This window comes from Halobacterium sp. KA-6, from assembly GCF_021029015.1.
In the GTDB taxonomy this organism is placed as follows: Archaea; Halobacteriota; Halobacteria; order Halobacteriales; family Halobacteriaceae; genus Halobacterium.
Genome location: NZ_JAJJZH010000009.1, coordinates 98,302 through 120,579 on the forward strand (window position 1 = coordinate 98,302; position 22,278 = coordinate 120,579).

Sequence of the window (22,278 nt, forward strand, 5' to 3'; positions counted from 1 at the left end):
GTACGGAGACGCCGATTAGTCGTCTTTCAGTCGTTCGTAGGCCTCGTTGACGCGCGCGAACTCGGCCTCGTCGCCGCCCCGGTCGGGGTGGAGTTCCCGCGCCTTCTCGCGGTATGCCGCCCGCACCGCCTCGGCGCTCGCGCCGGGTTCGACGCCGAGCACGCGGTAGTCCTCGCGGCGCGGCCCGGTCGCCGCTGCTCCGCCCGCGGTCTGTCGCTGGCTCGTCCGCCCGGCCCCCACACGCCCTCGGTTGCGTTCGCGGCTGCGCCCACTCGCCCGGCCCTGGTGTTGGCGGGACTGCTGGCGCTGCTCGCGTTCGTACTGCTCGCGGGAGACGCGGCGCTTGCGGAACGCCAACTCCGCGAGTCGGCCCGACGCGTGCAGGTAGAACACGCCCCCGGCGAGCGCGAACGGCACCGCCACGCCGAGCGCGACCGGGCTGTACACGACGCCCAGAATCCCGAACACGACGCCGAGCACGCCGAACGTGCCCGCCAGCCCCCAGACGATGCTCGCGTCGGTCCTCACGGTTACGCGCCAGTTCGTCGCGCGGACGTAAAGGCTGTTGGCCCACACTCTTGGGGTTCGGCGCCGAACGCGACGACATGAGCGTCACCGGCCTCTGCCAGATTTGCGAGAGCGAGCAAGCACAGTTCACCTGCGACCGGTGTGGCGCGCTCGTCTGCCAGGCCCACTACGACCCCTCGACGGGCTACTGCACGGAGTGCGCCGCCGAAGTCCGCGGCGGTCCCGGTCCGGGTCCGCGCTGACTATCGGTGCTCGTTCAGGCGGTTCTTCAGCCGGCGCGCGGCCTCGCCCGCCGCGCGCGCCCACTCGGGCGAGTCCTCGCCGGCGAAGATGATGCCGCGCGTGGAGTTCACGAGTCCGACGCCCTCGTCGTTCAGGCCGTACTGGACTGCGGCCTCCGCGTCGCCGCCCTGCGCACCCACGCCCGGCACGAGGAACGGGAGTTCGGGCACGCGGTCGCGTAGTTCTTCTAACTCTTCGGGCGCGGTCGCGCCGACGACGAGGCCGATGTTGTCGTACTCGTCGTTCCAGCCCGCGGCACGCTCGGCGACGTGCTCGTAGAGCCGGCGGTCGTACGCCGCGAGTTCGAGGTGCTGGAAGTCCATCCCGCCCGGGTTCGACGTCCGGCAGAGCACGAACACGCCCGCCTCCTCCTGGGAGAGGAACGGCTGGAGCGCGTCCTCGCCGAGGTAGGGGTTGACCGTGATGGCGTCCGCGTACTCCAGCACGTCGGCGTACTGGCGGGCCGTGTTCCCGATGTCCGCACGCTTGGCGTCCAGCAGGACCGGGACGTCCTTCCCGTGAGCGTACGCCACCGTCTCGCGGAGCGCGCGCCAGCCGTCCGCGTCCTCATAGAACGCCGCGTTCGGCTTGAAGACGGCCGCGTGCTCGTGGGTCGCGTCGATGATGCGGCGGTTGAACGCCCACCGCGGCAGGTCGTGGTCGCGTACCTCCTCGGGGAGCCGGTCGAGGTCCGGGTCGAGGCCGACGCTGACCACGGTGTCGGCGTCCTCGATGCGCGCCGCGAGGTCGTCGAAGAAGTTCATACGTCGCCGTCCCGGCAGACCGGCAAAAGCGATTCGCTTTCCGGGAATCGTGACAAGACACTTGCTGGACCCCTCACAGGGTCTACGCGTGCCCCCCGCTCGCTCGGTCGTCCGCGTCCTCCTCGCGGTGCTCGGCGTCGTGCTCGTCGCGCTCGGCGTCGCCATCGGCGTGCCGGCGCTCGGTCAAGAGGGGTTCCCGGTCGGCCTCGCCATCGGGCTCGCGGTCCTCCTGTTCGCCGTCGGTGGCGCTGCGCTCGGTGCCGCAGCGCTGCTCTCCGGGCGCGGCCTCCGGCCCGCACAGCGCACCGGCCTCAAACTCGCGGGCGTGCTCGCCGTGCTCGCGTTCGTCCTGCCCGCGACCGGGATGTTCGTCGTCCCCGAACTCCTCTACGACCAGTTCGGTGTCGCCGCGCCCGCAGCCGCAGTGATGGGCTGGCTGTACCTCTCGCTGGGCGCGCTCGCCGTCGCGGTGCTCGTGGCGCTCTGGCGCGCCGCCGAACTCGCGTACGCCGCGGTGACCGACTAAACTGCTTCCGCCGCCGCGCCGAGCACGTCCAGCGCGCGCTTGACTTCCGCGCCCGTGGTCACGAACACGAGTAGCCGCGGCGGCTGCCCGCCGACCGGCCGCGCGCGCAGGTCACCGTCCTCGGCTTTCTGCTCGGCGGCTTCGAGGCCGTCGTACAACTCCACTCGCGCCCGGTCGGGCTGCACGTAGACGCTCGCCAGTCGCTCGCCGTCGCGTTCGACGTCGTAGGCGCGCGCGCCGTCCGTCGTCGGCTCCACGTCCGGGGCCGCGTTCGTCACCGCGAGCGCGTCGTACGGCGCGTTCTCGTGGCCGGTGACTTCACTCGACAACAGTTCTGCCAATCGTTTGCCGTCTGTCTCGGTGTTCTCGACCATCTTAGCCCTCCAATTCGCTGCGTGCTTTCGCCGCCGCGTCGTCCACGTTGACGCCCTGCCGGCGCGCGTACACGACCGCCGCTGCGTCCGCCGTGACCCCGAGTTCCTGCTGGAGTTGGTTCACCGCGGCGACCGTCTCCTGTCGGTCGTGTCCCGCGTCGACCACGGCGTCGAGCGCGCGCTCGAACGCCGACCGCTCCTGGAACAGCGACGCCTCGGGCGTGAAGTCGTCCGGAATCTCCACGCTCTCGGGGTCGAAGTCCGCGACGAGTTCGCCGTCGGCGCGCTCGACGAGGCCTTCGCCGGTCGCGACGTCCAGCAGGCGCTTGGCCTGGTCGGGACTCATCCAATCGCGGTCCAGCGACAGCGCCACCACGAACGCCTGTTCAGGTATCCTGCGCTTGCCCTTCTGTTTGAACGGCGCGGCGACCGCGACCCGGAGGCTCATGGGAACCGCGACGGCGGCGACGCCGGTAAAACCCGCTATTCCCGTCCAACCGAGCCTTTCAAGTACGTCCTGCGCCACTTCCCGGGTATGCAATACCAAGGCCGCTCCAAGCGCTCGAAGACCGGCGCGCGACTCCGTCCCCAGAGCAAGAAGAAGAAGTCCAAGACGGGCCGCTCGCCCACGGAGACGACCGTCGGCGAACAGCGCTTCCGCACCGTCGACGCGCGCGGCGACAACGAGAAGGTCCGCGCGCTCTCCACGAACGTCGCCAACGTCGCCACCGACGACGGCGCCGTCCGCGCCACCATCGAGGACGTCGTCGAGAACGGCGCGAACCCGAACTACGCCCGCCGGAACATCATCACGAAGGGCGCTATCATCGAGACGGACGCCGGCCGCGCCCGCGTCACCTCCCGTCCCGGCCAGGACGGTCAGGTCAACGCCGTTCTCGTCGAATAACGCCCGACTTCTCTCTCCGTCTTCTCGCACCCACCAGCGGCCGCTGAATCGGTCGGCGGCCCGCGTGCCGTCGTTCCGGTTCAGCCGAACTTATCCTTGGCCGCGTCGTACCACGACCACACTCGAATGTCTGCCGCACGCTCTCCGTCGCCATGAACGCCGCTCGCTACCTGCACGCGGGGCTGTTCGTCCTGCTCGCCATCCTGTGGGGGTTCTCGTTCGTCGCCATCAAGACCGGACTGGACGCGCTCCCGCCGGTGTTCTTCGCCGCGCTCCGGTTCGACGTCGCCGTCCCCCTGCTGTTGGTGTTCGTCGCGTGGCGCTACGACACGTGGGTCCCGCAGAGCCGCGCCGACTACGCCGGCATCACCGTTGGCGCGGTCGCGCTCATCGCCGGGAACAACGGCTTCCTCTTCCTCGGCCAGCAGGCGATAACGCCGGCCGCCGCCTCGGTGATGTACGGCCTGAACCCGCTTCTCGCACCCGCGTTCGCGTTCTTCCTCCTCGACCAGCGCCTCGACGCGGTCAGCCTCCTCGGCATCGCCGTCGGACTGGTCGGCGTCGCTATCATCGTCCAGCCGTCCCCGGAGACGCTCACGTCCGGGTCGACCATCGGCCAGCTGCTCGTGCTCGCCGCGGCGGCCTCGGTCGCGCTCGGGAGCGTACTCTTGCGCCGCGTCGACGCCACGCTCGACAGCATTCCGCTGACTGCGTGGGCGATGGCGCTCGGTGCGTTCCTCCTCCACGTGGTGAGCCTCGGCATCGGCGAGTCGGCCGCCGACGCCGTCATCACGACGCCAATCCTCTACGCAGTACTCGTCTTGGGTGTGCTCTCGACGGCCGTCGCTTACCCCATCTTCTTCATCCTCATCCGAAGAATCGGCCCGGTCCGCACGAATCTCGTCGCGTACGCCGTTCCCATCTTCGCCGCCATCACGGCGTGGATTCTGTTCGGGGAAGGCGTCACCCCCTCGACTGCGGTCGGCTTCCTCGTCGTCGTCACCGGCGTCGCGGTGCTCGAACGACAGGTCGTCAGGGAGGAACTCGGACGCGTCTACCAGCGGGTCAGTCACGTAGCGTAGCTGTGCCGTAGCTGGTGTGAAGCATGCGTGCGGCGAAGCCGCACGTTTCCTCCGCGAGCGAACGAAGTGAGCGAGCGGGACGTTTTTAGCGTAGATTTTTGCGAGGAGCGGTGCGCGAGCGTAGCGAGCGCACCCGACGAAGTAAAAAGGTCCGACTACTGGAACCCGATGTGGCCGCCCTGCTCGCGGCGGGTTTCGGGGTTCTGACTGCCTTTGAATTGCTCTTCGACGCGGTCGTAGTAGTCCATGAGGTCTTCCGTGACGGTGGGACGGACGTCCTCCATGCCGCGGCGGAAGTGGCGCATCTCGACTTCTTCGGCGTCTTCGTCCTCGCGGAGCGCTTCGATGGCGGCTTCGCGGGTGATGTTCGCGAGGTCGCTGCCGACGTAGCCGTCAGTGACCTCGGCGAGTTCGCGGAGGCTGACGTCGGGCGCGAGCGGGATGTCCTGGGTGTGGATTTTCAGAATCTGCTCGCGGCCCTCGACGTCGGGCTGTCCGACTTGGACGAGGCGGTCGAAGCGCCCCGAGCGGATGAGCGCGGGGTCGATGATGTCGGGGCGGTTGGTCGCGGCGATGACCATCACTTCCTCCATCTCTTCGAGGCCGTCCAACTCCGTGAGCAGTTGGTTGACGACGCGCTCGGAGACGTTGTTCCCGACTTCCTGGCCGCGGCCGGGCGCGAGGCTGTCGAGCTCGTCGAAGAAGATGACCGTCGGGGAGACCTGGCGGGCCTTCCGGAACGTCTGCCGGATTGCCTTTTCGGACTCGCCGACCCACTTCGAGAGTAGTTGCGGGCCGCGGACGCTGATGAAGTTGGCGTTGGTCTCGTTGGCGACCGCTTTCGCCATCAGCGTCTTCCCGGTGCCCGGCGGCCCGTAGAGGAGCACGCCCGCAGGTGGGTCGATGCCCATGCGGGTGAACTTCTCGGGCTGGTTGAGCGGCCACTCGACGGCCTCCTTGATGTCGTTTTTCGCCTCGTCGAGGCCGCCGACGTCGTCCCACGAGAGCTTCGGGAGTTCGACGAGGACCTCCCGCATCGCGGAGGGTTCGACCTCGTTGAGCGCGCCCTTGAAGTCGTCGCGTTTGACGATCATGCGGTCGATGAGACTCGGCGGGATGTCCTCCTCGTCGAGGTCGATTTCGGGGAGGTAGCGCCGGAGCGCGCGCATCGCGGCCTCCTTGGTGAGGCTCTCGATGTCTGCGCCGACGAAGCCGTGGGTGTCGTCGGCCAGCGACGAGAGGTTCACGTCGTCGCTGAGGGGCATGCCGCGGGTGTGAATCTTCAGAATCTCCTCGCGGCCGACCTCGTCGGGGACCCCGATTTCGATTTCGCGGTCGAACCGGCCGGGGCGGCGGAGCGCGGGGTCGACGGCGTCGACGCGGTTGGTCGCCGCGATGACGATGACCTGGCCGCGCCCTTCGAGGCCGTCCATCATCGTCAGCAGTTGGGCGACGACGCGGCGCTCGACTTCGCCCGTGACGTCCTCGCGCTTGGGCGCGATAGAGTCCAATTCGTCGATGAAGATAATCGACGGCGAGTCGTCTTTGGCGTCCTCGAATATCTCCCGGAGTTGCTGTTCGGACTCGCCGTAGTACTTGGAGATAATCTCGGGGCCGGCGATGGAGAAGAAACTCGCCGACGTCTCGTTGGCGACGGCCTTCGCGAGCAGCGTCTTCCCGGTGCCCGGCGGCCCGTGCAGCAACACCCCCTGTGGCGGCTCGATGCCGAGCTTCTGGAAAATCTGGGGGTGTTTCATCGGGAGTTCGACCATCTCCCGGACGCGCTGAATCTCGCTCTCGAGACCGCCGATGTCCTCGTAGGTGATGCCGCCGCCCGTGCGCTCGAAGCCGCTGATGGGCTCCTCGCGAAGTTCGACGTCCGTGTCCTCCGTGATGAGGCAGACGCCCTCCGGCTCGGTCTCGACGGCGATGAGCGGGATGGCCTGCCCCGGCGAGCGCATGAACGGGTGGTTCGTGCTCGACATCACCGGCACGATGTCCCGCGAGACGACGGGGCGCTTGAGAATCTGGCGCTTGACCATGCCGGCGGCGTCGCTGCCGAACTGGACGCTGGCGTCCTCCGGGGGCGCGAGCACGAGCCGGTCGGCCTTCTGGGCGTCGGCCTTGCGAATCTTGACGCGCTCGCCGATGCCGACGTCGGCGTTCTGCCGAGTGAATCCGTCGATGCGGATGGTGTCGGTGTTCCAGTCCTGCCGGTCGGCGCGCCAGACCTTCGCGGCGGTCGTCTCGGCACCCTCTATCTCGATGATGTCTCCCGGACTGAGCTTCAGGTGCAGGAGCGTGTCGGGGTCGAGGCGAGCGATACCCCTGCCCGAGTCGTTCGGGTAGGCTTTCGCCACCTCAAGTTGGACTTCGTTCATGATTGGAGGCTACGGCGGATGTGTGCGAATCCGGCGTCGTAACGGAAGTACTTTCCGCCACACCCCACCGTGGCTGTCAACTTCTAACACACGAGGGCTGAAAGGCGTGCTGTCTCCCGCCCGTTCTGCCGCGACCCCGGTACTCGAAAAGCAGAGCCCGCGTCCCACCGGCTGCTCACTCCTCGCGGTGCGCCTCCAGCGCTTCCTCGAGCGTGAGTTCGCCGCGCGCGACCTTCCGCGCGAGTTCCTCCGTGATGGTGCGGTTCTGCTCGCTCTCCTCGCGCGACCGGCTCTTGATGACCTGAATCTCGCCTTCCGTCGGCTCGATGGTCCGCCCCTCGATTTCCTCGCCCGCCATCAGCGCGATGTTCGCCGCCGCGAGCACGTCGCCCATGCCGCGCGCGCCCGGTCCGAGAAACGGTGTCGTCCCGGTCTCGTCGACGAGTTCGACGCGCACCTCGTCGAGGCCGTCGATGATGCGTGCGCCCTCCAGTCGCGCGCCGTCCCCCACGCGCACCACGGCATCGTCCTCCCCGGCGACCTCCTCGCTCACCACTTCGGCTGCCCGCTCGATTGGCACCTGGAACGCGGAGACGACCATCCCGCCGCGCAACACCGCGATTCCGGGACGCGTCCCCGGGTCGACGCCGACGACGGTTCGGCCCTCGCCTCCCCGCAGGTAGACGAGCGCCTCCTCGACGGTCTGTCGGGCGCGCTCGGCGTCCGCGACCACGACCGGAGCCGCCGCCTCGATATCCTCACCGGCCGTAATGACGACGTCCGTCGTCTCCGGCAGCGGCTCGCCGGGTTCGACCGTCGTGAACGCCACGTCGCGGTCCCGCAGCTCCTCGACGACCTCGTGGTACACTTCGAAGTCCGTCGTCGCGACGACTATCACGACCGCACGTGCGGCCGCCGACAGCAAAACGCTTGCCCGCAACGTGTCCCCGCGCAGCCGACACACCGGGGGTCTTTTGCCCGGGAGCGACCAATCGAGGGGTAGTGAGCGACGACACCCACATCTCGACGGGCTGTGCCGGCCTCGACGACCTGCTCGGCGGGGGCGTCGAACGCGGCACCGTCACGCAGGTCTACGGGCCCCCGGGCGCGGGCAAGACGAACGTCGCGCTCTCGACCGCCGTCGAGGTCGCAGCCGACGGCGGCACGGCGGTCTACATCGACACCGAGGGACTCTCCGTCGAGCGCTTCGACCAACTACTGACCGCGCGCGCCGACGACCCCGAGGACGCCTCCAGTCGAATCATCCTCTCCGACGCCCACGACTTCGAGGAGCAGGCCGAAGCCGTCCGGGACGCTGCGGACTTCGCCGAGCGCGCGGACCTCGTCGTCCTCGACTCCGCGACGGGCTTCTACCGCCTCGAACGTGACGCCGACGACGGCGGCGACGCCCTCCGCCGGGTCGCCGACCAGATTACGCACTTGCTCTCGCTGGCGCGCAAACACGACCTCGCGGTCGTCGTCACGAACCAGGTGTTCACGGACGTCGACAGCGACAGCGACCGCGTCCGCCCGCTCGGCGGCCACACGCTCAACCACTGGACGGGCGTCGTGATGCGCGTCGACCGCTTCCGCGGCGGCAACCGCCGCGCCACCCTCGAGAAACACCGCTCGAAGCCCGAGGGCGAGCACACGCGCTTCAAAATCACGGACACGGGCATCGAGGGCGTCGAAAGCGACCAGTACTGACGACTTCCCCGTTCAAACGTCCCGTACAAGCATCCGCGAGCGAGCGGCTTGAAAAGCCCGAGAGACGCGGTTCACCGTGCGACCGCAGGGAGCGCGGGCCGACGACTGAACGGAGCGCCGTAGGTGCGAAGTGAAGGAGGAGTGCTTTTTCCGCAAGTTTTTGCCGAGGGCGGCCGCAGGCCGCCCGCAGCGCAAAAAGTGCGTGTTAGAGTTGGTTGAGTTTGCGGAGGAGCTGACCCTTGTACTCCTCGTCGCGCTCGACGCCCTTGTGTTCGAGGACGTTGCGCTCGAGGAGGTCCAGCGCCATGTAGAAGGCGTTGTCCGCGCCGTAACCCTCGCCGGTGCCCGCCATCTGGCCCTTGTTGGTTCGGAGGCGGAGCTGGCACATGATGAGCGGGGTGCCGCGGAGCTTCTCCTTGTGCTTGTGGAGGCGCACGTGCGCGTGGTGGACGTTCATGTCGCTGTACTTGTTCGCGACCTCCTGAATGCGCTCTTGAATCTCCTGGCGAGAGAGCGCGTCCAGCAGTTCGATGTTCGTAATCTGGACGTCCATGCGGTCCTCCTCGGTGTAGGAGAGCGCGCGCAGCACGTCCGTCTTGGTGAGCACGCCGCCGACGACGCGGTCGTCGTCAGCGGGCGTGACGACGAGCCCGGAGTAGTCGTTGTCGAGCATCGTCTCGACGGCGTCCTGGACGGAGTCCTCGACGGAGACCGTCTCGACGGGACTGGACATCACGTCGTAGACCGGGAGGTCGAGCATGCGTTCGACTTCGCCGCTGCGGTCGCCGCGCGTGGTCTTGGAGATGTCCCGGACCACGAAGTCGACGACGTCGTGGACGGTGACGACGCCCGTGAGGAAGCCGTCCTCGTCGACGACCGGCAGCCGCGAGATGCCGTGCTCGCGGAGGCGGTTGATGACGGTGCCCATGTTGTCGTCCTCCTCGATGGTGACGACGTTCTCGCTGAAGATTTGGCCGACCGTGAGCGCGTCCAGGCTGTCGAGGACGGCTTCGAGGATGGCGTCCTCCGTGATGATGCCCCAGAGTTCGCCGGCCTCGAAGACGGGCGCGATTTTCGTGCCACCCTCGACGAGCATGCGCGCGGTGTCGCGGATGTCCTCGGTTCGGTCGATTTTCGGCGCGGGCATCGTGAGTCCGGAGATGCGCGTGTCGTCCTCGATGTGCGAGCCGAGTAGTTTGCGCTCCGTGAGCACGCCTTCATACTGGCCGGCTTCCGTGACGATGATGCCTTTCGGGTTCTCCTCCTCGAAGATAGAGCGAGCCTTCCCCAACCGTTGTTCGGCTTCGACCTCGATGTAGTCGTTCGTAGCGATGTCAGAGATATCCATGGGCGTTCGAGTGGAACGTCGCGGACCAACGCCTTCAACTTTGTTGCGGCTTCCAGAACCCCGGACTCCCTCCCAGAGTTTTGGTGTTGGCACGCGTACTGTGCCCCGTGTTACCTGCTGGCGTCCCAGATGTCGGTGCCGTCTTCGGGCCGTACACGTACCTCGCGTCGGAGGTCGCGTTCGGCGCGCTCGCGTTCGCCCTCCTCTACCGAGCGGGCGCGCTCCGGCGTGCCGGCGTCACCGTCGCCGCACTCTACCCAATCGCGTACGTCTGGGACTGGTACACCCTCACCATCGGCGTGTTCGCCATCCAACTCCGCACCGGCGTGGACGTCCTCGGCATCCCCGTCGAAGAGCACATCTTCATGGTGGTCGTGCCCGCGCTCGTCGTCGCGTTCCACGAGACCATCCACGGGCAGGACTAAAGGCCGTGGCCGTGGTACGCGGGAACATGGGAGACCGCGCGTGCTGGCTGGAGTTCTGTCCGCACTGCGACGCGCAGGTGACCGTCGTCGACGAGGAGTGCCCGGACTGCGGGGCAGCACTGGACTGATTGGGCTCGTCACTCCGTCCCGGCGTCGAGAATCGTTCGGAACCGCGCGTCGTCGAACGGCGTGTCGCTGTCTCGCGGGATGCGGACGCAGACGTCGCGGTCCCAGGGGTTGACGCGGCGCAGCTCGCGGACGATGCGACACGGCACCGAGTACGAGCCCGCCGCGCTCTGCACCGTGACTGTCACGTCCGCGTCCGCGGGCGGCGCGTCGAGGTCGACGCTCCGGGACTCGTAGACTGCGCCGTACGCCGCTACGTCCACCGCGGGCAGTCGCTCGACGTCGAACGAACTCGTCGTGTCCGTGCCGTGCTGGTGGCTGACTTTCAGGACGGTCCCGGCCGCCTCGATGCCCATACCGCGAGGTCGCCCGCGAGCACGATAAGCGATGCGCCGTTGTCGCGCTATCAGCCGACGGCTCTGCCGATAGCCGGTAGATTGACGTGTGGAACTCGCAATCCGCGTAGTGAGAGCCCGCATCCCGTGCTCGCCGCAATCGCCATCATGGTCCTCGGCATCTGCGCGACCGCTGCCGTCTCCCAGTCCAGCGGCTACCGACTCGGCGGCGTCATGGTGTTGCCGCTGCTGGTCGTCTACACGTTCCGCGAACCGATATCGCCGGTCGTGTTCGTCGTCGCGACCGCCGCCGCGTGGGGCTCGCTCTGGCTGCTGCGCGAGTACACGCTCAACCACGGCCGGCGCGTGTTCCTCGTCGGCGTCGTCGTCGGGGCGCTCGTCTCCATCGTAACTACCGCCGTCCTCACGTTTCTCGTCTCCGACGTCACCTACTACGACGCGGAAATCGTCGGGAGCATCTTCCCCGGCATCGCCGCGTACAACCTGATGCGCCTCGACCCCCGCGACCGCCGCGCGGACCTGCTCGGCATGCTCGCCGTGTACGTGGGCCTCGTCGCGTTCGGCCTCGCCGTCGTCTACGCGCTCGGCATCTTCCACCCTCGCGTCCCGCCCGTCCTGTTGTTGCCGACCAGCGAAGCCGCCTCGTGGCTCGGCCTGACGCCCGTCGGCGAGCCCACGCCGCACGTCGTGCCCCGCTGGCTGGCCATCTCGGTCCTGATTACGGATGTCGTCGTCTACGAGGCACTCCGCGCGCGCTACGACCTCCGGCTCGCGGGCGTCATCCTCGTGCCGCTGCTGGCGGTGTTCACCGTCCGGTACGCCGACGCCGTAATCGTGTACGCGCTCGGCGCGACGGCCGTCTTCTTCGTCGTCTCGCTCGTCCACTGGTCGTCGCTGTTGTACGGCCGGAACCTCCTCGCGGTCGGCCTCGTCACCGGGCTGGTGTACGCGGCGGGAATCGGGGTAGCACAGCCCGTCCCCGCGCCCGGCATCACGCTGTTCTTCGTCGGCTTGTTCACCGGCATCGGCGCGTACAACCTCCACCGCGTCGCGCCGAAGAACCGCGCCGCCAGCATCCGCCTTTCCGCGGCGCTGTTCGTCGTCTTCTACGCCGTCCTCCTGGCGTTCGTGGAGGTCCCCGCGAGCGGGCTCGACCCGCTCGGAATCGGCTACGCTGCCATCGCCGTTATCCTGATAGTGCTCGCCGTCCGGGACGTCCTCGGACTCGAACGCTCGACACCCGACGCCGCGACGTTCGCCCGCGAGTCCGTGTTCGCCGACGCGCAAGTGGACGCGGACGTCAGTGACTCCCCACTGGTCGCCACGGAGGACGAAGACCGATGAGCGACCGAGAGGGGCTCGCCGGTCGCGTCGCCGGCACTGCGCGACGAACCGTCGACCTCGCGACCCGCGGCCGCTCGCACTTCGAACGCGTCGAGGACGTCCCCTGTCGGGTGACCGTCTCGGGCGTCCGCGGGAAGTCGACGGTCGTCCGCTGGCTCAACGAGGCGCTGGTCGCCCGCGGCCTCGAGACGTACGCGAAGGTCACCGGCAACGAGCACATCTCCTACCACAACCTCGAACCCAGCGAGTTCGAGCGCGACGGCGTCGTCCGCCTCTACGAGAACGAGCGCGAACTCCGAGACTTCTGGCCCGTCGACGCCGTCGTCGCGGAGAATCAGGGCATCCGCGAGTACACCACGCGGCTCGCCAACGAACTGTTCGACCCCCACGTCGTCGTATTGGTGAACGTCCGCCGCGACCACCAGTCCACGCTCGGCGCCACACTCCCCGACATCGCCCGCGCGTTCACGCGCACCGTCCCGGAGGGCGCACACGTCGTCAGCGGCGACCGAAACGACGCCATCAACGACTACCTCCGCCGCGAGTTCCGCGAGCAGAACGTCGACTTCACCGTCGCGGAACCCCGACCCGAACACCCCTTCGAGGACGTCTTCGGCGCGCGCTCGGCGTTCGTCGTCGACGAGACCCTCCGCGTGCTCGGCCTCGACCCGCTCGACGCCGGCCAACTGGAATCGTACATCACCGACCTCCGCAGCGGCTGGTCGTGGACGCGCCTCGAAGGCAGTGGCCTCGTCTGCAACGGCGCGATGATGAACGACATCGAGTCCACGGAACTGCTCCGCCAGCACCTCGTCGAGCGACTCGCAGAGCCCACGATTACGCCGTTCGTCTTCCTGCGCCGCGACCGCGCCGGCCGAACCGCCGCGTTCGTCCACTACGTGAATTGGCTCGCGGACAACGACTTCGTCGACCGCATCCACGTCGCGGGCACGCACGCCAAGATGTTCGCGCGCCGGACGACCGCCGACGTCGTCTACCACGACCACGAGACCGCCGCGCCCGAGTCGGTGCTCGACGCCTGCCTCGACCACGGCCACCCCGTCTACCTGATGGGGAACACCGTCCACCCATTCATGCGCGCGCTGGACGCGGAAATCGAGCGCCGCGCGGTCGAGTAATCAGTCGACAGCGAGCACGCGCACGTCGAAAATCAGCGTCTTCCCTGCCAACTCGTGATTGAAGTCGACCGCGACGTGCTCGTCGGTGACGGCGGTCACGTCCCCGTGGAGGCCGTTCTCGGCTTCGACGTGGAGCCCGACCTCCGGCGACTGCCCGACCATTCCCTCGAATGTCTCGGGGTCGTACTCGCGCACGCGCTCGGGGTCGTGCTCGCCGTACGCCGCCTCCGGGGGAACCGTCACTTCGGCTTCCTCGTCGGCGCGCATCCCGACGACGGCGTCGTCGAGCCCCTCGATAACGTCCCCGCGGCCGACGGTGAACGACAGCAGCTCGAACTCCTCGCGTTCCTTGCCCTGTGCCTCCAGTAATCCGTGTTCGGCGGCGACCTCGGGGTCCGAGGTCGCGAACACGCTCCCGTTCTCGAAGCGGCCGACGTACGCGAGGCGCACGCGGTCGCCTGGTTCGATAGGTCCTGTCATCGTGTACTACAGCCGGAGGTCGTACAGCCGGCGGAACGCGGTCGGCGGGAACCGCAGCTCCACGCGGCTCGGCGGTCGTCCCTTCCCCGCGCGCTGCTCGGCCTGCACGCGCTCGACGACGCCGCTCTCGGCCAACTCGTAGAGGTAGCGCTTGACCGTCCCCGCCGAGAGGTCGACGGCGGCGCTGATTGCGTCCGTCGTCGCGGTCACGGAATCGCGGTCGTCGGCGTCGAGGTCGACCAGCTCCCGGAGCACGAGCTGCTTGTTCTCGGGGAGCGCGAGCACGCGCCCTAGCGAGACCGACGGCTCCGGCACTTCGGCTATCGCCGCGTCGATGTCTTCGGGCGTGACCCGGTCGTGGTCGGCGCAGTTCGCGCGGTCGGTAGCGACGAACAGCGCCGCGAGCGCGTCGTGGGCGTTCCCGTCGGCCCAGTCCGCGATGCGGCGCGCGAGGTCGTGCGTGAGCGCCTGCTGCGCGAGCCCCTCGGACGCGCGCGTCATCAACACGTCCACGAGCACTTGGCGTCGATAGGGCTCCACTCGAATCGTCGTCGCCGTGTACTCCGCGAGCGCCGTCTCCTCGGGCGGTTGTCGACCGATTGCGAGCCAACTCGCGTTGCTCGGCAATCCCGCGAACAACTGGACAAGGCGGTCGGTGTCCGTGCTGTCCGGCGCGCCCACGTGGTCGACGCCGACGACGACGCCGCCCCGCGACTGCCCGACGCGCTCGTGCAGGCGGTCGCGAATCTCCTCGGTGCCGATGCCGTGCTCGGGGACGCGCTCGTCGACGAGCGCGTCGAGCACGTGGTGGTAGAACGCGAACTCGCTGCTCGTCTCGCGGGCGTCGACGTAGACGAAGCCCGGCGCAGTTGGCGACCCCGCGCGCGTGCTCGTGTAGATGACCGACTGCGTCTGCGTGGACAGCCGTTCGAGGTGGCCGAACAGCGCAGTGACGATTGCGGTCTTCCCGGAGCCGCAAGGCCCGTGGACGTACGCGTTCGGCGGCAGACGGCTGTCGAACACCGGGTCGAGGTGGTCCAGCAGCCGTTCGAGCACGGGACCACGGTCCGACGGCTCGTCGAGGTGCGTGACTGGCGCCAGCGCCTCGTAGTCCTGCACGAGGCGGGGGCCGTCGTCCCGGCGTTGTCGCCGCTTTATTCGCGCGTCGATGTCCATGGCGTAGGGGAGTGTTCGTTATCCACGGTACCAACCACGTAGTAAAAAGGACCGGGGTTGGTGCGGTTCAGAGGCCGAGGTACCCCGCGTTCGGGACGACGCCCAGCAGGTAGAGGACGCCGACGACCAACATCACGACGGCGATGGCTATCGCGGGCGGGTCGACGTGGGTGCCCGAGTGCGAGTAGAACACGCGCTGGGCGACCTCTCCAACGAGCCCACTGCCCGCGCCGAGTGCGCCGGCGGCGAGCAGCGCGGCGGCCTCGCTGCCGAACACGGGCAGCGCGACGACCGCACCGACCGCCCCCATCAGTGTGATGTGGTGGGTGACCGGAATCTTCTCGACGCCCAACTGGAGGAAGAGGAGACTCATCGCGGAGATGCCGTACCCCATGAAGATGCTCCCGGTCTGCAGCCAGATGTAGCCCGCGAGCACGCCGGCGACGAGCCCGATGGCGGTGACGCCCGACCAACGGTACTGGTGGGGGAGCCACGGCTCGGTCGCCAGCCGCGCGCTCGCGGTCCCGCCGTCGGTCGCGGCGCGCTTCTCCTCGCGCTCGAACGGCGTCATGTCGAGGAAGCCCGACCCCGCGGGGCGGCCGAGGAGCGGGTAGCCGAAGACGACGCGGGCGACCAGTGCGGTCAGCACGACCGACACCGCGATGCCGTCGGTCGGCGCGCCGAGGCCGCCGAGGACGCGCGCGACGAGCATCCCGAGCGCGCCGAACACCGCGCCGACCGCGAGGATGTCGGGTTTCGTGCCGAACGCGTACGAGATGTTCTTCCCGAAGTGGTAGTCCCAGCCGTCGGGCGCCATCTCGGGATACTTCTTGCCCGCGTACGCCGACGCCGCGACGCCGCCCGCGAACGCGATGTGCGGGCCCGTGATGGCACCGAACCCGATGACGCCCGTGAGCCCGGTCGCAATCTCGCCCTGCGGGACCGCCTCGATGGTGCCGATTTGTCGTTCGAGAATCGCGATACCTTCCCCGAGGAAGACGACGAAGCCCGTGAAGATGAACGACGGGAGCGCGCCCAGCGCCGCACCGAACGCGCCACCCGCCAGCGCCGTAATCAGGAGGACGACGAACGGCTCGACTTCCATCCCGACGACCGGAATCTGGAGAACCCCGTACATGTTAGTCCTCCTGCGCCCAGTCCAGCGAGCGGTCGACGGCGTCGTCCCACCGGCCGTACATCTTGTCGGCCTTCGGTTCCTCCATCTCGGGCTCGAACTGCCGGTCGACCTGCCAGTTCGAGCGCAGTTCGTCGACGTCGTCCCAGTAGCCGACCGCGAGGCCGGCGGCGTACGCCGACCCGAGCGCAGTGGTCTCGTCGACCTCCGGCCGCACGATGTTGGTCTGGATGATGTCCGACTGGAGCTGGCAGAGGAAGTTGTTCTTTACCGCGCCGCCGTCCACGCGCAGCGACGTGGTCTCGACGCCCGAGTCGGCCTCCATCGCTTCCGCGATGTCGCGGGTCTGGTAGGCGATGGATTCGAGGGTCGCGCGGACGATGTGTTTCTTCTCGGTGCCGCGGGTCATCCCGACGATGGTCCCGCGAGCGCGACCGTCCCAGTGGGGCGCGCCGAGCCCCGTGAACGCTGGGACCATGTAGACGCCGTCAGTCGACTCGGCGGAGCGCGCGAGTTCCGCGGTCTGGGCGGCGTTGTTGATGAGGTCGACGTCCTCGAGCCACTCGATGGCGGCCCCCGTGACGAAGATGGAGCCCTCCAGCGCGTACTGGACGGGTTCGCCCGAGCGCTGGAAGCCGATGGTGGTGAGGAGGCCGTGGTCGGACTCGACGGCCTCGTTGCCGGTGTTCATGAGGTAGAACGAGCCGGTGCCGTAGGTGTTCTTGGCGTCGCCCTCGTCGAAGCACGTCTGCCCGAACAGCGCGGCCTGCTGGTCGCCGAGCGCGCCCGCGACGGGGACCTCGGCGCCGAGGAAGCCGTCCGGGTCGGTGTGGCCGTAGAGATCCTCGTCGGAGGACGGCCGGACCTCGGGCAACATCTCGGCGGGGACGTCGAACTCCTCGAGCAGGTCGTCGTCCCACTCCAGGTCCCGGATGTTGTACAGCATCGTCCGGGAGGCGTTCGAGACGTCCGTGATGTGGTTCCCGGTCAGGTTGTAGATGAGCCACGCGTCGATGGTGCCCATCAAGAGTTCGCCCTCGCGAGCGCGGTCGCGGAGGTTCTGGGTGCGAGAGGTCTGGAGTTTCAGCGGTTCGGCGTTGTCCAGAATCCACTCGGTCTTCGTCGCGGAGAAGTACGCGTCGGCTTCGAGGCCGGTCTTCTCGCGAATCTCCTCGACGGTGCCGTTCGCTTCGAGTTCCTCGACGCGGTCGGTGGTGCGGCGGTCCTGCCAGACGAGCGCGTTGTGGACGGGTTTGCCGCTGGCGGCGTCCCACACGACGGTCGTCTCGCGCTGGTTCGTGATGCCCAACGCCTCCAACTGCGAGGCGTCGAGGCCGGCCGCGTCGAGGCCCTCGGTCACGGCCGCCTTCGTGTTCTCCCAGATTTCGACGGGGTCGTGTTCGACCCAGCCGGGCTCGGGGTAGATCTGTTCGTGCTGTTCGTAGGCGTTCGCGACGACCTGCCCGCTGTGGTCGAAGACCATGAAGCGGGTTCCGGTCGTCCCCTGGTCTATCGAGCCGACGTAGGTGTCTGGCATGGGTTGGTTGCTCCGTGTGGCGGCCAATTAGTTTACCGACTTCGCCGCTCTGCCAGTAAATAAGAATGGATTATAATAAATGTTACTGTGGGTCTGGGATTCGGGGTAAAGATAGTTCGCGCGGCCGCGAGCGGCGTCTCCCCCGGTCCGACCCTGGTTCCTTGTCCGGTGGGATTTGGGTATTTACGCTCGTGACTGCATGCTCACACGCCGAGAACCGACCCGAACGCCCCTAAATTTACTGTGGAGTCGGATTCTACGATAAAATAAAGTGTGTGGGTGTCGAACCCGAGCACAGATGGCATCGGTACCACACATCGCCGTCGTCGGCGGCGGGTCGACGGGCACCGGCATCGCCCGCGACCTCGCGATGCGGGGCTTCGACGTGACGCTCGTCGAACAGGGCAACCTCACACACGGCACGACCGGCCGGATGCACGGTCTCCTCCACAGCGGCGGCCGGTACGCCGTCGCCGACCAGGCGAGCGCGCGAGAGTGCATCGCGGAGAACCGCGTGCTCCGGGACATCGCGAGCCACTGCGTCGAGGAGACCGGCGGCCTCTTCGTCAAGCGCCCCGAGGACTCCGAGGAGTACTTCCAGGAGAAACTCCGCGGCTGCGAAGCCTGCGACATCCCCGCAGAGGTCATCTCCGGCCAGCAAGCCCGCGAGATGGAACCCCACCTGGCGAAGGACGTCGAGAAGGCGATTGTCGTGCCGGACGGCGCGGTCGACCCGTTCCGGCTAGTGGTGGCGAACGCCGCTAGCGCGCAGGAACACGGCGCGCGCATCGAGACGCACTCGACGGTCACGGACGTGCTCGTTGAGGGCGGCGAGGTCGTCGGCCTCGAAGTCGAACACGACTCCGGCCCCGGCAAGCACGTCCACGGGACCGAAGGCGGTACCGAAGAGATTCGCGCGGACCACGTGGTCAACGCGGCTGGCGCGTGGGCGGGCCGCATCGGCGACATGGCGGGCGTGGACGTCGCGGTCCGCCCCTCGAAGGGTGTGATGACCGTGACGAACGTCCGGCAGGTCGACACCGTCGTCAACCGCTGCCGGCCGAAGGGCGACGCCGACATCGTCGTCCCGCACGAGACGACCGCCATCCTCGGCACGACCGATGTCGAGGTCGACGACCCCGAGGACTACCCCGAGGAGCAGTGGGAGGTCGACGAACTCGTCGACACGCTCGCCGAGCTCGTGCCGATGCTCTCGGAGGCCCGGACGATTCGCTCGTTCTGGGGCGTCCGCCCTCTCTACGAGCCCCCGGACGTGGCCAGCGACGACCCGACGGACATCACGCGGGACTTCTTCCTGCTGGACCACGCCGACCGCGACGACCTCCCCGGGATGACGACGGTCGTCGGCGGAAAATTCACGACCTACCGCATGATGGCGGAGTCGGTCGCCGACCACGTCTGTGAGCGGTTCGGCGTCGACGCCGAGTGCCGGACCGCCGACGTCCCCCTCCCGGGCAGCGAGGAGTTCTCCGTGCTCCGCGACTACATGGACGAGTTCGGCCTGCGCTCGCCGATCGGCCGGCGCAGCGTCGAACGCCTCGGCTCGCGCGCCGACGACGTGCTCGCCACGGACGAGCCGAATCCTGTGGTCTGCGAGTGCGAGGGCGTCACGCGCGCCGAACTCCAGGACGCTATCGGGCAGTCCGGCTCCGACCTCAACGCCGTCCGCATCCGCACCCGCGCGTCGATGGGGAACTGCCAGGGCGGCTTCTGCGCGCACCGCATGGCCAGCGAACTCCACGGTGACGACGGCTACGACGAAGCGACGGCCAGACGAGCGTGGGACGACCTCTTGCAGGAGCGCTGGAAGGGCCAGCGCCACGCGCTCTGGGGGGAACAGCTCTCGCAGGCGATGCTGAACTACACGCTGCACGCGACCACGCAGAACCGCGACAACGACCCCGCGGACGGGGACAGCGTGGACTTCACCGCCTTCGACAGTGGTACCGAAGCGGCCCGAACGGACGGAGGCAACCGTGGCGATTGACTCGGACGTCCTCGTCGTCGGCGGCGGGCTCGCAGGCCTGACGAGCGCGCTCGCCGCGGCACGAGCGGGCGCCGACACCCGGCTGGTGTCCTACAAGCAGAGCACGCTCCGGCACGCCTCCGGGCTCGTGGACGTGCTCGGCTACACGCCCGACGGGGACGGCCCGCTCGTCGACCCCTTCGACGCGATTCCGGACCTCCCGGAGTCACACCCCTACCGGACGGTCGGCGTGGAGACCGTCCGTGAAGCGCTGGAATTGTTCGACGACGCCGCGCCCCACTACCGAGGGTCGCACACGGACGCGAACGCCCTCATTCCGACCCACGGCGGAACCGTCAAGCCGACCGCGCGCTACCCGGCAGGCGCGAGCGCCGGCGTCGCCAGCGACGACCGCGACACCCTCCTCGTGGGGTTCGAGGCAATGGTGGACTTCGACGCGCCGCAGGCCGCTGCACACCTCGACGCCGCCGGCGTCCCGTTCGACGTGCGCGGCGCGACGATTCGGTTCCCGGGCGACCTCCGTGCGGACGCGAAAATCACCCGGTACGCCAAACTCCTCGACACGGACGGCACGGTGACCGTCGACAACCACGACCGGCCAGTCAGAGCGGCGCTCGCGGAGCGCGTCAAGGCCCAACTCGATGGCGAGGAGCGCGTGGGCTTCCCGGCGATTCTCGGCGACGACGACGCCGCGGGCGTCCGCGACGCGCTCGCGGACGATCTCGGCGCAGCCGTCTTCGAGGTGCCGATGGGCCCGCCGTCGCTGCCGGGCCTCCGACTGGAGGACGCGCTCTTCGACGCCCTCGACGAGGCGGGCGTCAGCATCGAGACCGGGAACCCGGTTGTCGACTACGACGGTGGCGACCGAATCGAGCGGGTGTACGTCGAGAAGAACGGCGCGCGCATCCCGAACGCCGCCGACCAATACGTGCTCGCGACCGGCGGCCTCGTCGGGAAGGGCGTGGAGTCCGACCGCGAGGGCGTCTACGAACCGATTTTCGACTGCCACATCGCACACGCCGACGACCGCTACGACTGGTTCGCGGACGACGTGTTCGGCGACCACCAGTTCGCGCGGTTCGGCGTCGCGACCGACGACAGCCTGCGACCCGAAGCAGCCGACGGGAGCACCGAATTCGAGAACCTGCGGGCCGCCGGGAGCGTGCTCGGCGGCTACGACTTCGCCGCCGAGAAGTCCGGCGGCGGCGTCTCGATTGCGACGGGCTACGCGTCCGGCCGGCGCGCCGCGGAGGAGACACGATGAGTGACAGCCAATCCACCGACTTCGACCCAGTGGCACCGAACACCGGCGAGGACTTCGAGCCCGTCGATGTCTTCGACGACAGCGACGACTTCGACCTGCGCCCGGGCGCGGATTCCTGCTACAAGTGCTCGACGTGCGACACCAACTGCCCGGTCGCGGAGGTCGACGACGACTTCCCCGGGCCGAAGTTCCAGGGCCCCGAGCAGTGGCGCCTGAAGCGCCGCGACGACGACCACAGCGTGGACGATTCTGTGATGGACTGCTCGAACTGCATGCGCTGCGACAACGCGTGTCCGTCGGGCGTGGGGCTCTCCCAGATGCACAACACCGCGCGCGGCGAGTACGTCAGCGAGGAGATGAGTGTCTTCTCCGTGGAGTACGTCCGGAATCGGCTGCTCGCGAACTACCGGACGTCGGCGTGGCTGGCGAGCAAGGTGCCGCGGCTCGCGAACGCCGCGGCGAACTTCGGGCCGGCGCGCTGGCTCGGCGAGAAACTGCTGGGCGTCACCGGCGAGCGTGAGTTCCCCGACTTCGCGACGGAGACGTTCACGGAGTGGTGGGCCGCGCAGGGCGGGGCTGCCGGCTCGAAGGAGCGCGCCCGCGAGGCCCGCGAGCGCCGCGGCGAACCCGTGGACGCCGACAAGCAGGTCGCGTACTTCCACGGCTGCTACGCCGAGTACAACACGCCCGAGGTGGCGAAGGCGCTCGTGCGCGTCTACGAGCACTTCGGCTACGAAATTGTCGTCCCGGAGCAGGGCTGCTCGGGCACACCCATGTTCGCGAACGGGATGCTCGACGACGCGCACCGCGACGCCGAAGTCAACGTCTCCTCGTTCGCGGACCTCGTCGACGAGGGATACGACGCAATCGCCTCCTGTACGTCGTGTTCGATGGCGATTCGCCAGGAGTACCCCGAACTGTTCGACATCGACGGCATCGACGACGTCGCCTCGAACACGTTCGAGTCCGTGGAGTACCTCCGCATCCACGAGGACCTCCAAGACGAACTCGCCGACGCCGATGTCGGCGACGACCTCGCCGCGGAGTTCGCCTATCACGCACCCTGCCACGCTCGCAATCAGGGCCTAGACCGGCAGGCCGTCGAACTGTTCGGCGACCTGGAGGGCGTGGGCGTCGAGGACGTCGGCGACTCCTGCTCGGGCATCTCCGGGACGTACGGCTGGAAGGCCGAGAAGTATGAGACCTCGATGAAAATCGGCGACGAGATGTTCGACCACATGGAGGCAGCCGACGGCGAGACCGGGATGACGGAGTGCCCAACCTGCGCGATGCAGATGGAACACGGCACGGGATACGACGTCCGCCACCCGCTGGAACTGCTCGAAGCGGCGGTGGTTAACTGACGATTCGCTGCTGCGACGGTTCGAC

At 68.3% G+C, this 22,278-nt stretch carries 24 protein-coding genes; 12 read left to right on the plus strand and 12 right to left on the minus strand.

Translation table 11 applies throughout. From position 1 onward, the window contains the following. Positions 1-15 precede the first annotated feature (15 nt). A complete protein-coding gene (locus LPA46_RS15455) occupies positions 16-528 on the minus strand; it encodes a J domain-containing protein (RefSeq protein WP_230893258.1) in 513 nt (170 codons plus the stop codon). A gap of 77 nt (positions 529-605) precedes the next feature. Between LPA46_RS15455 and LPA46_RS15460 the strand changes: the two genes are divergently transcribed. Next, positions 606-770 (plus strand): hypothetical protein, encoded by a 165-nt coding sequence (locus tag LPA46_RS15460; protein WP_230893259.1) that lies wholly within the window; start codon positions 606-608, stop codon positions 768-770. Here LPA46_RS15460 and pyrF read toward each other — a convergent pair whose 3' ends face one another. Then, a complete protein-coding gene (pyrF, locus tag LPA46_RS15465) occupies positions 771-1,574 on the minus strand; it encodes an orotidine-5'-phosphate decarboxylase (protein WP_230893260.1) in 804 nt (267 codons plus the stop codon). A gap of 88 nt (positions 1,575-1,662) precedes the next feature. On the opposite strand from pyrF, the gene LPA46_RS15470 reads away from it, so the two are divergent. Next, on the plus strand, positions 1,663-2,100 hold the full coding sequence (locus LPA46_RS15470) for a hypothetical protein (RefSeq protein WP_230893261.1): 438 nt from the start codon (positions 1,663-1,665) through the stop codon (positions 2,098-2,100). On the opposite strand, the gene LPA46_RS15475 is transcribed toward LPA46_RS15470, so the two are convergent. Beyond that, entirely contained in the window at positions 2,097-2,474 is a 378-nt protein-coding gene (locus LPA46_RS15475) for a hypothetical protein (RefSeq protein ID WP_230893262.1), read from the minus strand. The two genes, LPA46_RS15470 and LPA46_RS15475, sit on opposite strands and share 4 nt — an antisense overlap. 1 nt (position 2,475) lies before the next feature. After that, positions 2,476-2,922: a DUF2240 family protein gene (locus LPA46_RS15480; protein WP_230893263.1), complete on the minus strand. Its 447-nt coding sequence runs from the start codon at positions 2,920-2,922 to the stop codon at positions 2,476-2,478. An 87-nt stretch (positions 2,923-3,009) separates the two neighbouring features. Here LPA46_RS15480 and LPA46_RS15485 point away from each other — a divergent pair, with 87 nt between their 5' ends. Together LPA46_RS15485 and LPA46_RS15490 are read left to right on the plus strand one after the other, a co-directional pair. Then, on the plus strand, positions 3,010-3,381 hold the full coding sequence (locus tag LPA46_RS15485; RefSeq protein WP_230893264.1) for a 30S ribosomal protein S8e: 372 nt from the start codon (positions 3,010-3,012) through the stop codon (positions 3,379-3,381). Between the two features lie 152 nt (positions 3,382-3,533). After that, positions 3,534-4,463: a DMT family transporter gene (locus LPA46_RS15490; protein WP_230893265.1), complete on the plus strand. Its 930-nt coding sequence runs from the start codon at positions 3,534-3,536 to the stop codon at positions 4,461-4,463. Positions 4,464-4,618: 155 nt separating this feature from the next. Here LPA46_RS15490 and LPA46_RS15495 read toward each other — a convergent pair whose 3' ends face one another. Next, positions 4,619-6,844, minus strand: a complete 2,226-nt coding sequence (locus LPA46_RS15495) for a CDC48 family AAA ATPase (protein ID WP_230893266.1) — start codon at positions 6,842-6,844, stop codon at positions 4,619-4,621. 175 nt (positions 6,845-7,019) lie between these two features. Then, on the minus strand, positions 7,020-7,742 hold the full coding sequence (locus tag LPA46_RS15500) for a hypothetical protein (protein WP_230893267.1): 723 nt from the start codon (positions 7,740-7,742) through the stop codon (positions 7,020-7,022). A gap of 104 nt (positions 7,743-7,846) precedes the next feature. On the opposite strand from LPA46_RS15500, the gene radB reads away from it, so the two are divergent. Next, a complete protein-coding gene (gene radB / locus LPA46_RS15505) occupies positions 7,847-8,551 on the plus strand; it encodes a DNA repair and recombination protein RadB (protein WP_230893268.1) in 705 nt (234 codons plus the stop codon). Positions 8,552-8,756: 205 nt separating this feature from the next. Here radB and LPA46_RS15510 read toward each other — a convergent pair whose 3' ends face one another. After that, complete coding sequence (locus tag LPA46_RS15510) at positions 8,757-9,899, minus strand: CBS domain-containing protein (RefSeq protein WP_230893269.1); 1,143 nt, start codon at positions 9,897-9,899, stop codon at positions 8,757-8,759. Between the two features lie 107 nt (positions 9,900-10,006). Here LPA46_RS15510 and LPA46_RS15515 point away from each other — a divergent pair, with 107 nt between their 5' ends. Further along, positions 10,007-10,324, plus strand: coding sequence for a lycopene cyclase domain-containing protein (locus LPA46_RS15515; RefSeq protein WP_230893270.1), 318 nt, complete (start codon positions 10,007-10,009; stop codon positions 10,322-10,324). A 26-nt stretch (positions 10,325-10,350) separates the two neighbouring features. Further along, complete coding sequence (locus LPA46_RS19030) at positions 10,351-10,452, plus strand: zinc-ribbon domain-containing protein (RefSeq protein ID WP_330166348.1); 102 nt, start codon at positions 10,351-10,353, stop codon at positions 10,450-10,452. Between the two features lie 9 nt (positions 10,453-10,461). Here the strand turns inward: LPA46_RS19030 and LPA46_RS15520 are convergent, their stop codons facing one another. Further along, the gene (locus LPA46_RS15520; protein WP_230893271.1) at positions 10,462-10,806 is read right to left on the minus strand and encodes a hypothetical protein; all 345 of its coding nucleotides are present in this window, start codon (positions 10,804-10,806) and stop codon (positions 10,462-10,464) included. A 126-nt stretch (positions 10,807-10,932) separates the two neighbouring features. On the opposite strand from LPA46_RS15520, the gene LPA46_RS15525 reads away from it, so the two are divergent. Together LPA46_RS15525 and LPA46_RS15530 are read left to right on the plus strand one after the other, a co-directional pair. After that, complete coding sequence (locus LPA46_RS15525) at positions 10,933-12,150, plus strand: poly-gamma-glutamate biosynthesis protein PgsC/CapC (RefSeq protein ID WP_230893272.1); 1,218 nt, start codon at positions 10,933-10,935, stop codon at positions 12,148-12,150. Continuing rightward, a complete protein-coding gene (locus LPA46_RS15530) occupies positions 12,147-13,289 on the plus strand; it encodes a hypothetical protein (protein WP_230893273.1) in 1,143 nt (380 codons plus the stop codon). The genes LPA46_RS15525 and LPA46_RS15530 overlap by 4 nt, the downstream gene beginning before the upstream one ends. On the opposite strand, the gene LPA46_RS15535 is transcribed toward LPA46_RS15530, so the two are convergent. From LPA46_RS15535 to glpK, 4 genes are all read right to left on the minus strand, one after another. Next, positions 13,290-13,769: an FKBP-type peptidyl-prolyl cis-trans isomerase gene (locus LPA46_RS15535; protein WP_230893274.1), complete on the minus strand. Its 480-nt coding sequence runs from the start codon at positions 13,767-13,769 to the stop codon at positions 13,290-13,292. It lies immediately after the preceding gene. 6 nt (positions 13,770-13,775) lie between these two features. Continuing rightward, positions 13,776-14,945, minus strand: coding sequence for a Cdc6/Cdc18 family protein (locus tag LPA46_RS15540; RefSeq protein ID WP_230893275.1), 1,170 nt, complete (start codon positions 14,943-14,945; stop codon positions 13,776-13,778). Positions 14,946-15,012: 67 nt separating this feature from the next. Further along, on the minus strand, positions 15,013-16,083 hold the full coding sequence (locus LPA46_RS15545) for a hypothetical protein (RefSeq protein WP_230893276.1): 1,071 nt from the start codon (positions 16,081-16,083) through the stop codon (positions 15,013-15,015). Position 16,084: 1 nt separating this feature from the next. Then, a complete protein-coding gene (glpK, locus tag LPA46_RS15550; RefSeq protein WP_230893277.1) occupies positions 16,085-17,617 on the minus strand; it encodes a glycerol kinase GlpK in 1,533 nt (510 codons plus the stop codon). Positions 17,618-17,915: 298 nt separating this feature from the next. On the opposite strand from glpK, the gene glpA reads away from it, so the two are divergent. Genes glpA through LPA46_RS15565 form a run of 3 tightly spaced genes read left to right on the plus strand, consistent with a single transcriptional unit; the run spans position 17,916 to position 22,253 of the window. After that, positions 17,916-19,625: an anaerobic glycerol-3-phosphate dehydrogenase subunit GlpA gene (gene glpA, locus LPA46_RS15555; protein ID WP_230893278.1), complete on the plus strand. Its 1,710-nt coding sequence runs from the start codon at positions 17,916-17,918 to the stop codon at positions 19,623-19,625. Further along, the gene (gene glpB, locus LPA46_RS15560) at positions 19,615-20,889 is read left to right on the plus strand and encodes a glycerol-3-phosphate dehydrogenase subunit GlpB (protein ID WP_230893279.1); all 1,275 of its coding nucleotides are present in this window, start codon (positions 19,615-19,617) and stop codon (positions 20,887-20,889) included. Before glpA ends, glpB begins: the two co-directional genes overlap by 11 nt. Beyond that, positions 20,886-22,253, plus strand: a complete 1,368-nt coding sequence (locus LPA46_RS15565) for an anaerobic glycerol-3-phosphate dehydrogenase subunit C (protein ID WP_230893280.1) — start codon at positions 20,886-20,888, stop codon at positions 22,251-22,253. The genes glpB and LPA46_RS15565 overlap by 4 nt, the downstream gene beginning before the upstream one ends. Positions 22,254-22,278 lie beyond the last annotated feature (25 nt).

Excerpts from the sequence above, each read along its gene's own strand:
- glpA (WP_230893278.1), top strand. The coding sequence starts at position 17,916 with ATGGCATCGGTACCACACATCGCCGTCGTCGGCGGCGGGTCGACGGGC.
- LPA46_RS15565 (WP_230893280.1), top strand. The coding sequence starts at position 20,886 with ATGAGTGACAGCCAATCCACCGACTTCGACCCAGTGGCACCGAACACC.
- LPA46_RS15480 (WP_230893263.1), bottom strand. The coding sequence starts at position 2,922 with ATGAGCCTCCGGGTCGCGGTCGCCGCGCCGTTCAAACAGAAGGGCAAG.
- LPA46_RS15490 (WP_230893265.1), top strand. The coding sequence starts at position 3,534 with ATGAACGCCGCTCGCTACCTGCACGCGGGGCTGTTCGTCCTGCTCGCC.
- LPA46_RS19030 (WP_330166348.1), top strand. The coding sequence starts at position 10,351 with ATGGGAGACCGCGCGTGCTGGCTGGAGTTCTGTCCGCACTGCGACGCG.
- LPA46_RS15485 (WP_230893264.1), top strand. The coding sequence starts at position 3,010 with ATGCAATACCAAGGCCGCTCCAAGCGCTCGAAGACCGGCGCGCGACTC.
- glpK (WP_230893277.1), bottom strand. The coding sequence starts at position 17,617 with ATGCCAGACACCTACGTCGGCTCGATAGACCAGGGGACGACCGGAACC.
- LPA46_RS15540 (WP_230893275.1), bottom strand. The coding sequence starts at position 14,945 with ATGGACATCGACGCGCGAATAAAGCGGCGACAACGCCGGGACGACGGC.
- LPA46_RS15495 (WP_230893266.1), bottom strand. The coding sequence starts at position 6,844 with ATGAACGAAGTCCAACTTGAGGTGGCGAAAGCCTACCCGAACGACTCG.
- LPA46_RS15535 (WP_230893274.1), bottom strand. The coding sequence starts at position 13,769 with ATGACAGGACCTATCGAACCAGGCGACCGCGTGCGCCTCGCGTACGTC.
- LPA46_RS15530 (WP_230893273.1), top strand. The coding sequence starts at position 12,147 with ATGAGCGACCGAGAGGGGCTCGCCGGTCGCGTCGCCGGCACTGCGCGA.
- LPA46_RS15520 (WP_230893271.1), bottom strand. The coding sequence starts at position 10,806 with ATGGGCATCGAGGCGGCCGGGACCGTCCTGAAAGTCAGCCACCAGCAC.
- LPA46_RS15545 (WP_230893276.1), bottom strand. The coding sequence starts at position 16,083 with ATGTACGGGGTTCTCCAGATTCCGGTCGTCGGGATGGAAGTCGAGCCG.
- LPA46_RS15460 (WP_230893259.1), top strand. The coding sequence starts at position 606 with ATGAGCGTCACCGGCCTCTGCCAGATTTGCGAGAGCGAGCAAGCACAG.
- pyrF (WP_230893260.1), bottom strand. The coding sequence starts at position 1,574 with ATGAACTTCTTCGACGACCTCGCGGCGCGCATCGAGGACGCCGACACC.
- LPA46_RS15475 (WP_230893262.1), bottom strand. The coding sequence starts at position 2,474 with ATGGTCGAGAACACCGAGACAGACGGCAAACGATTGGCAGAACTGTTG.
- LPA46_RS15510 (WP_230893269.1), bottom strand. The coding sequence starts at position 9,899 with ATGGATATCTCTGACATCGCTACGAACGACTACATCGAGGTCGAAGCC.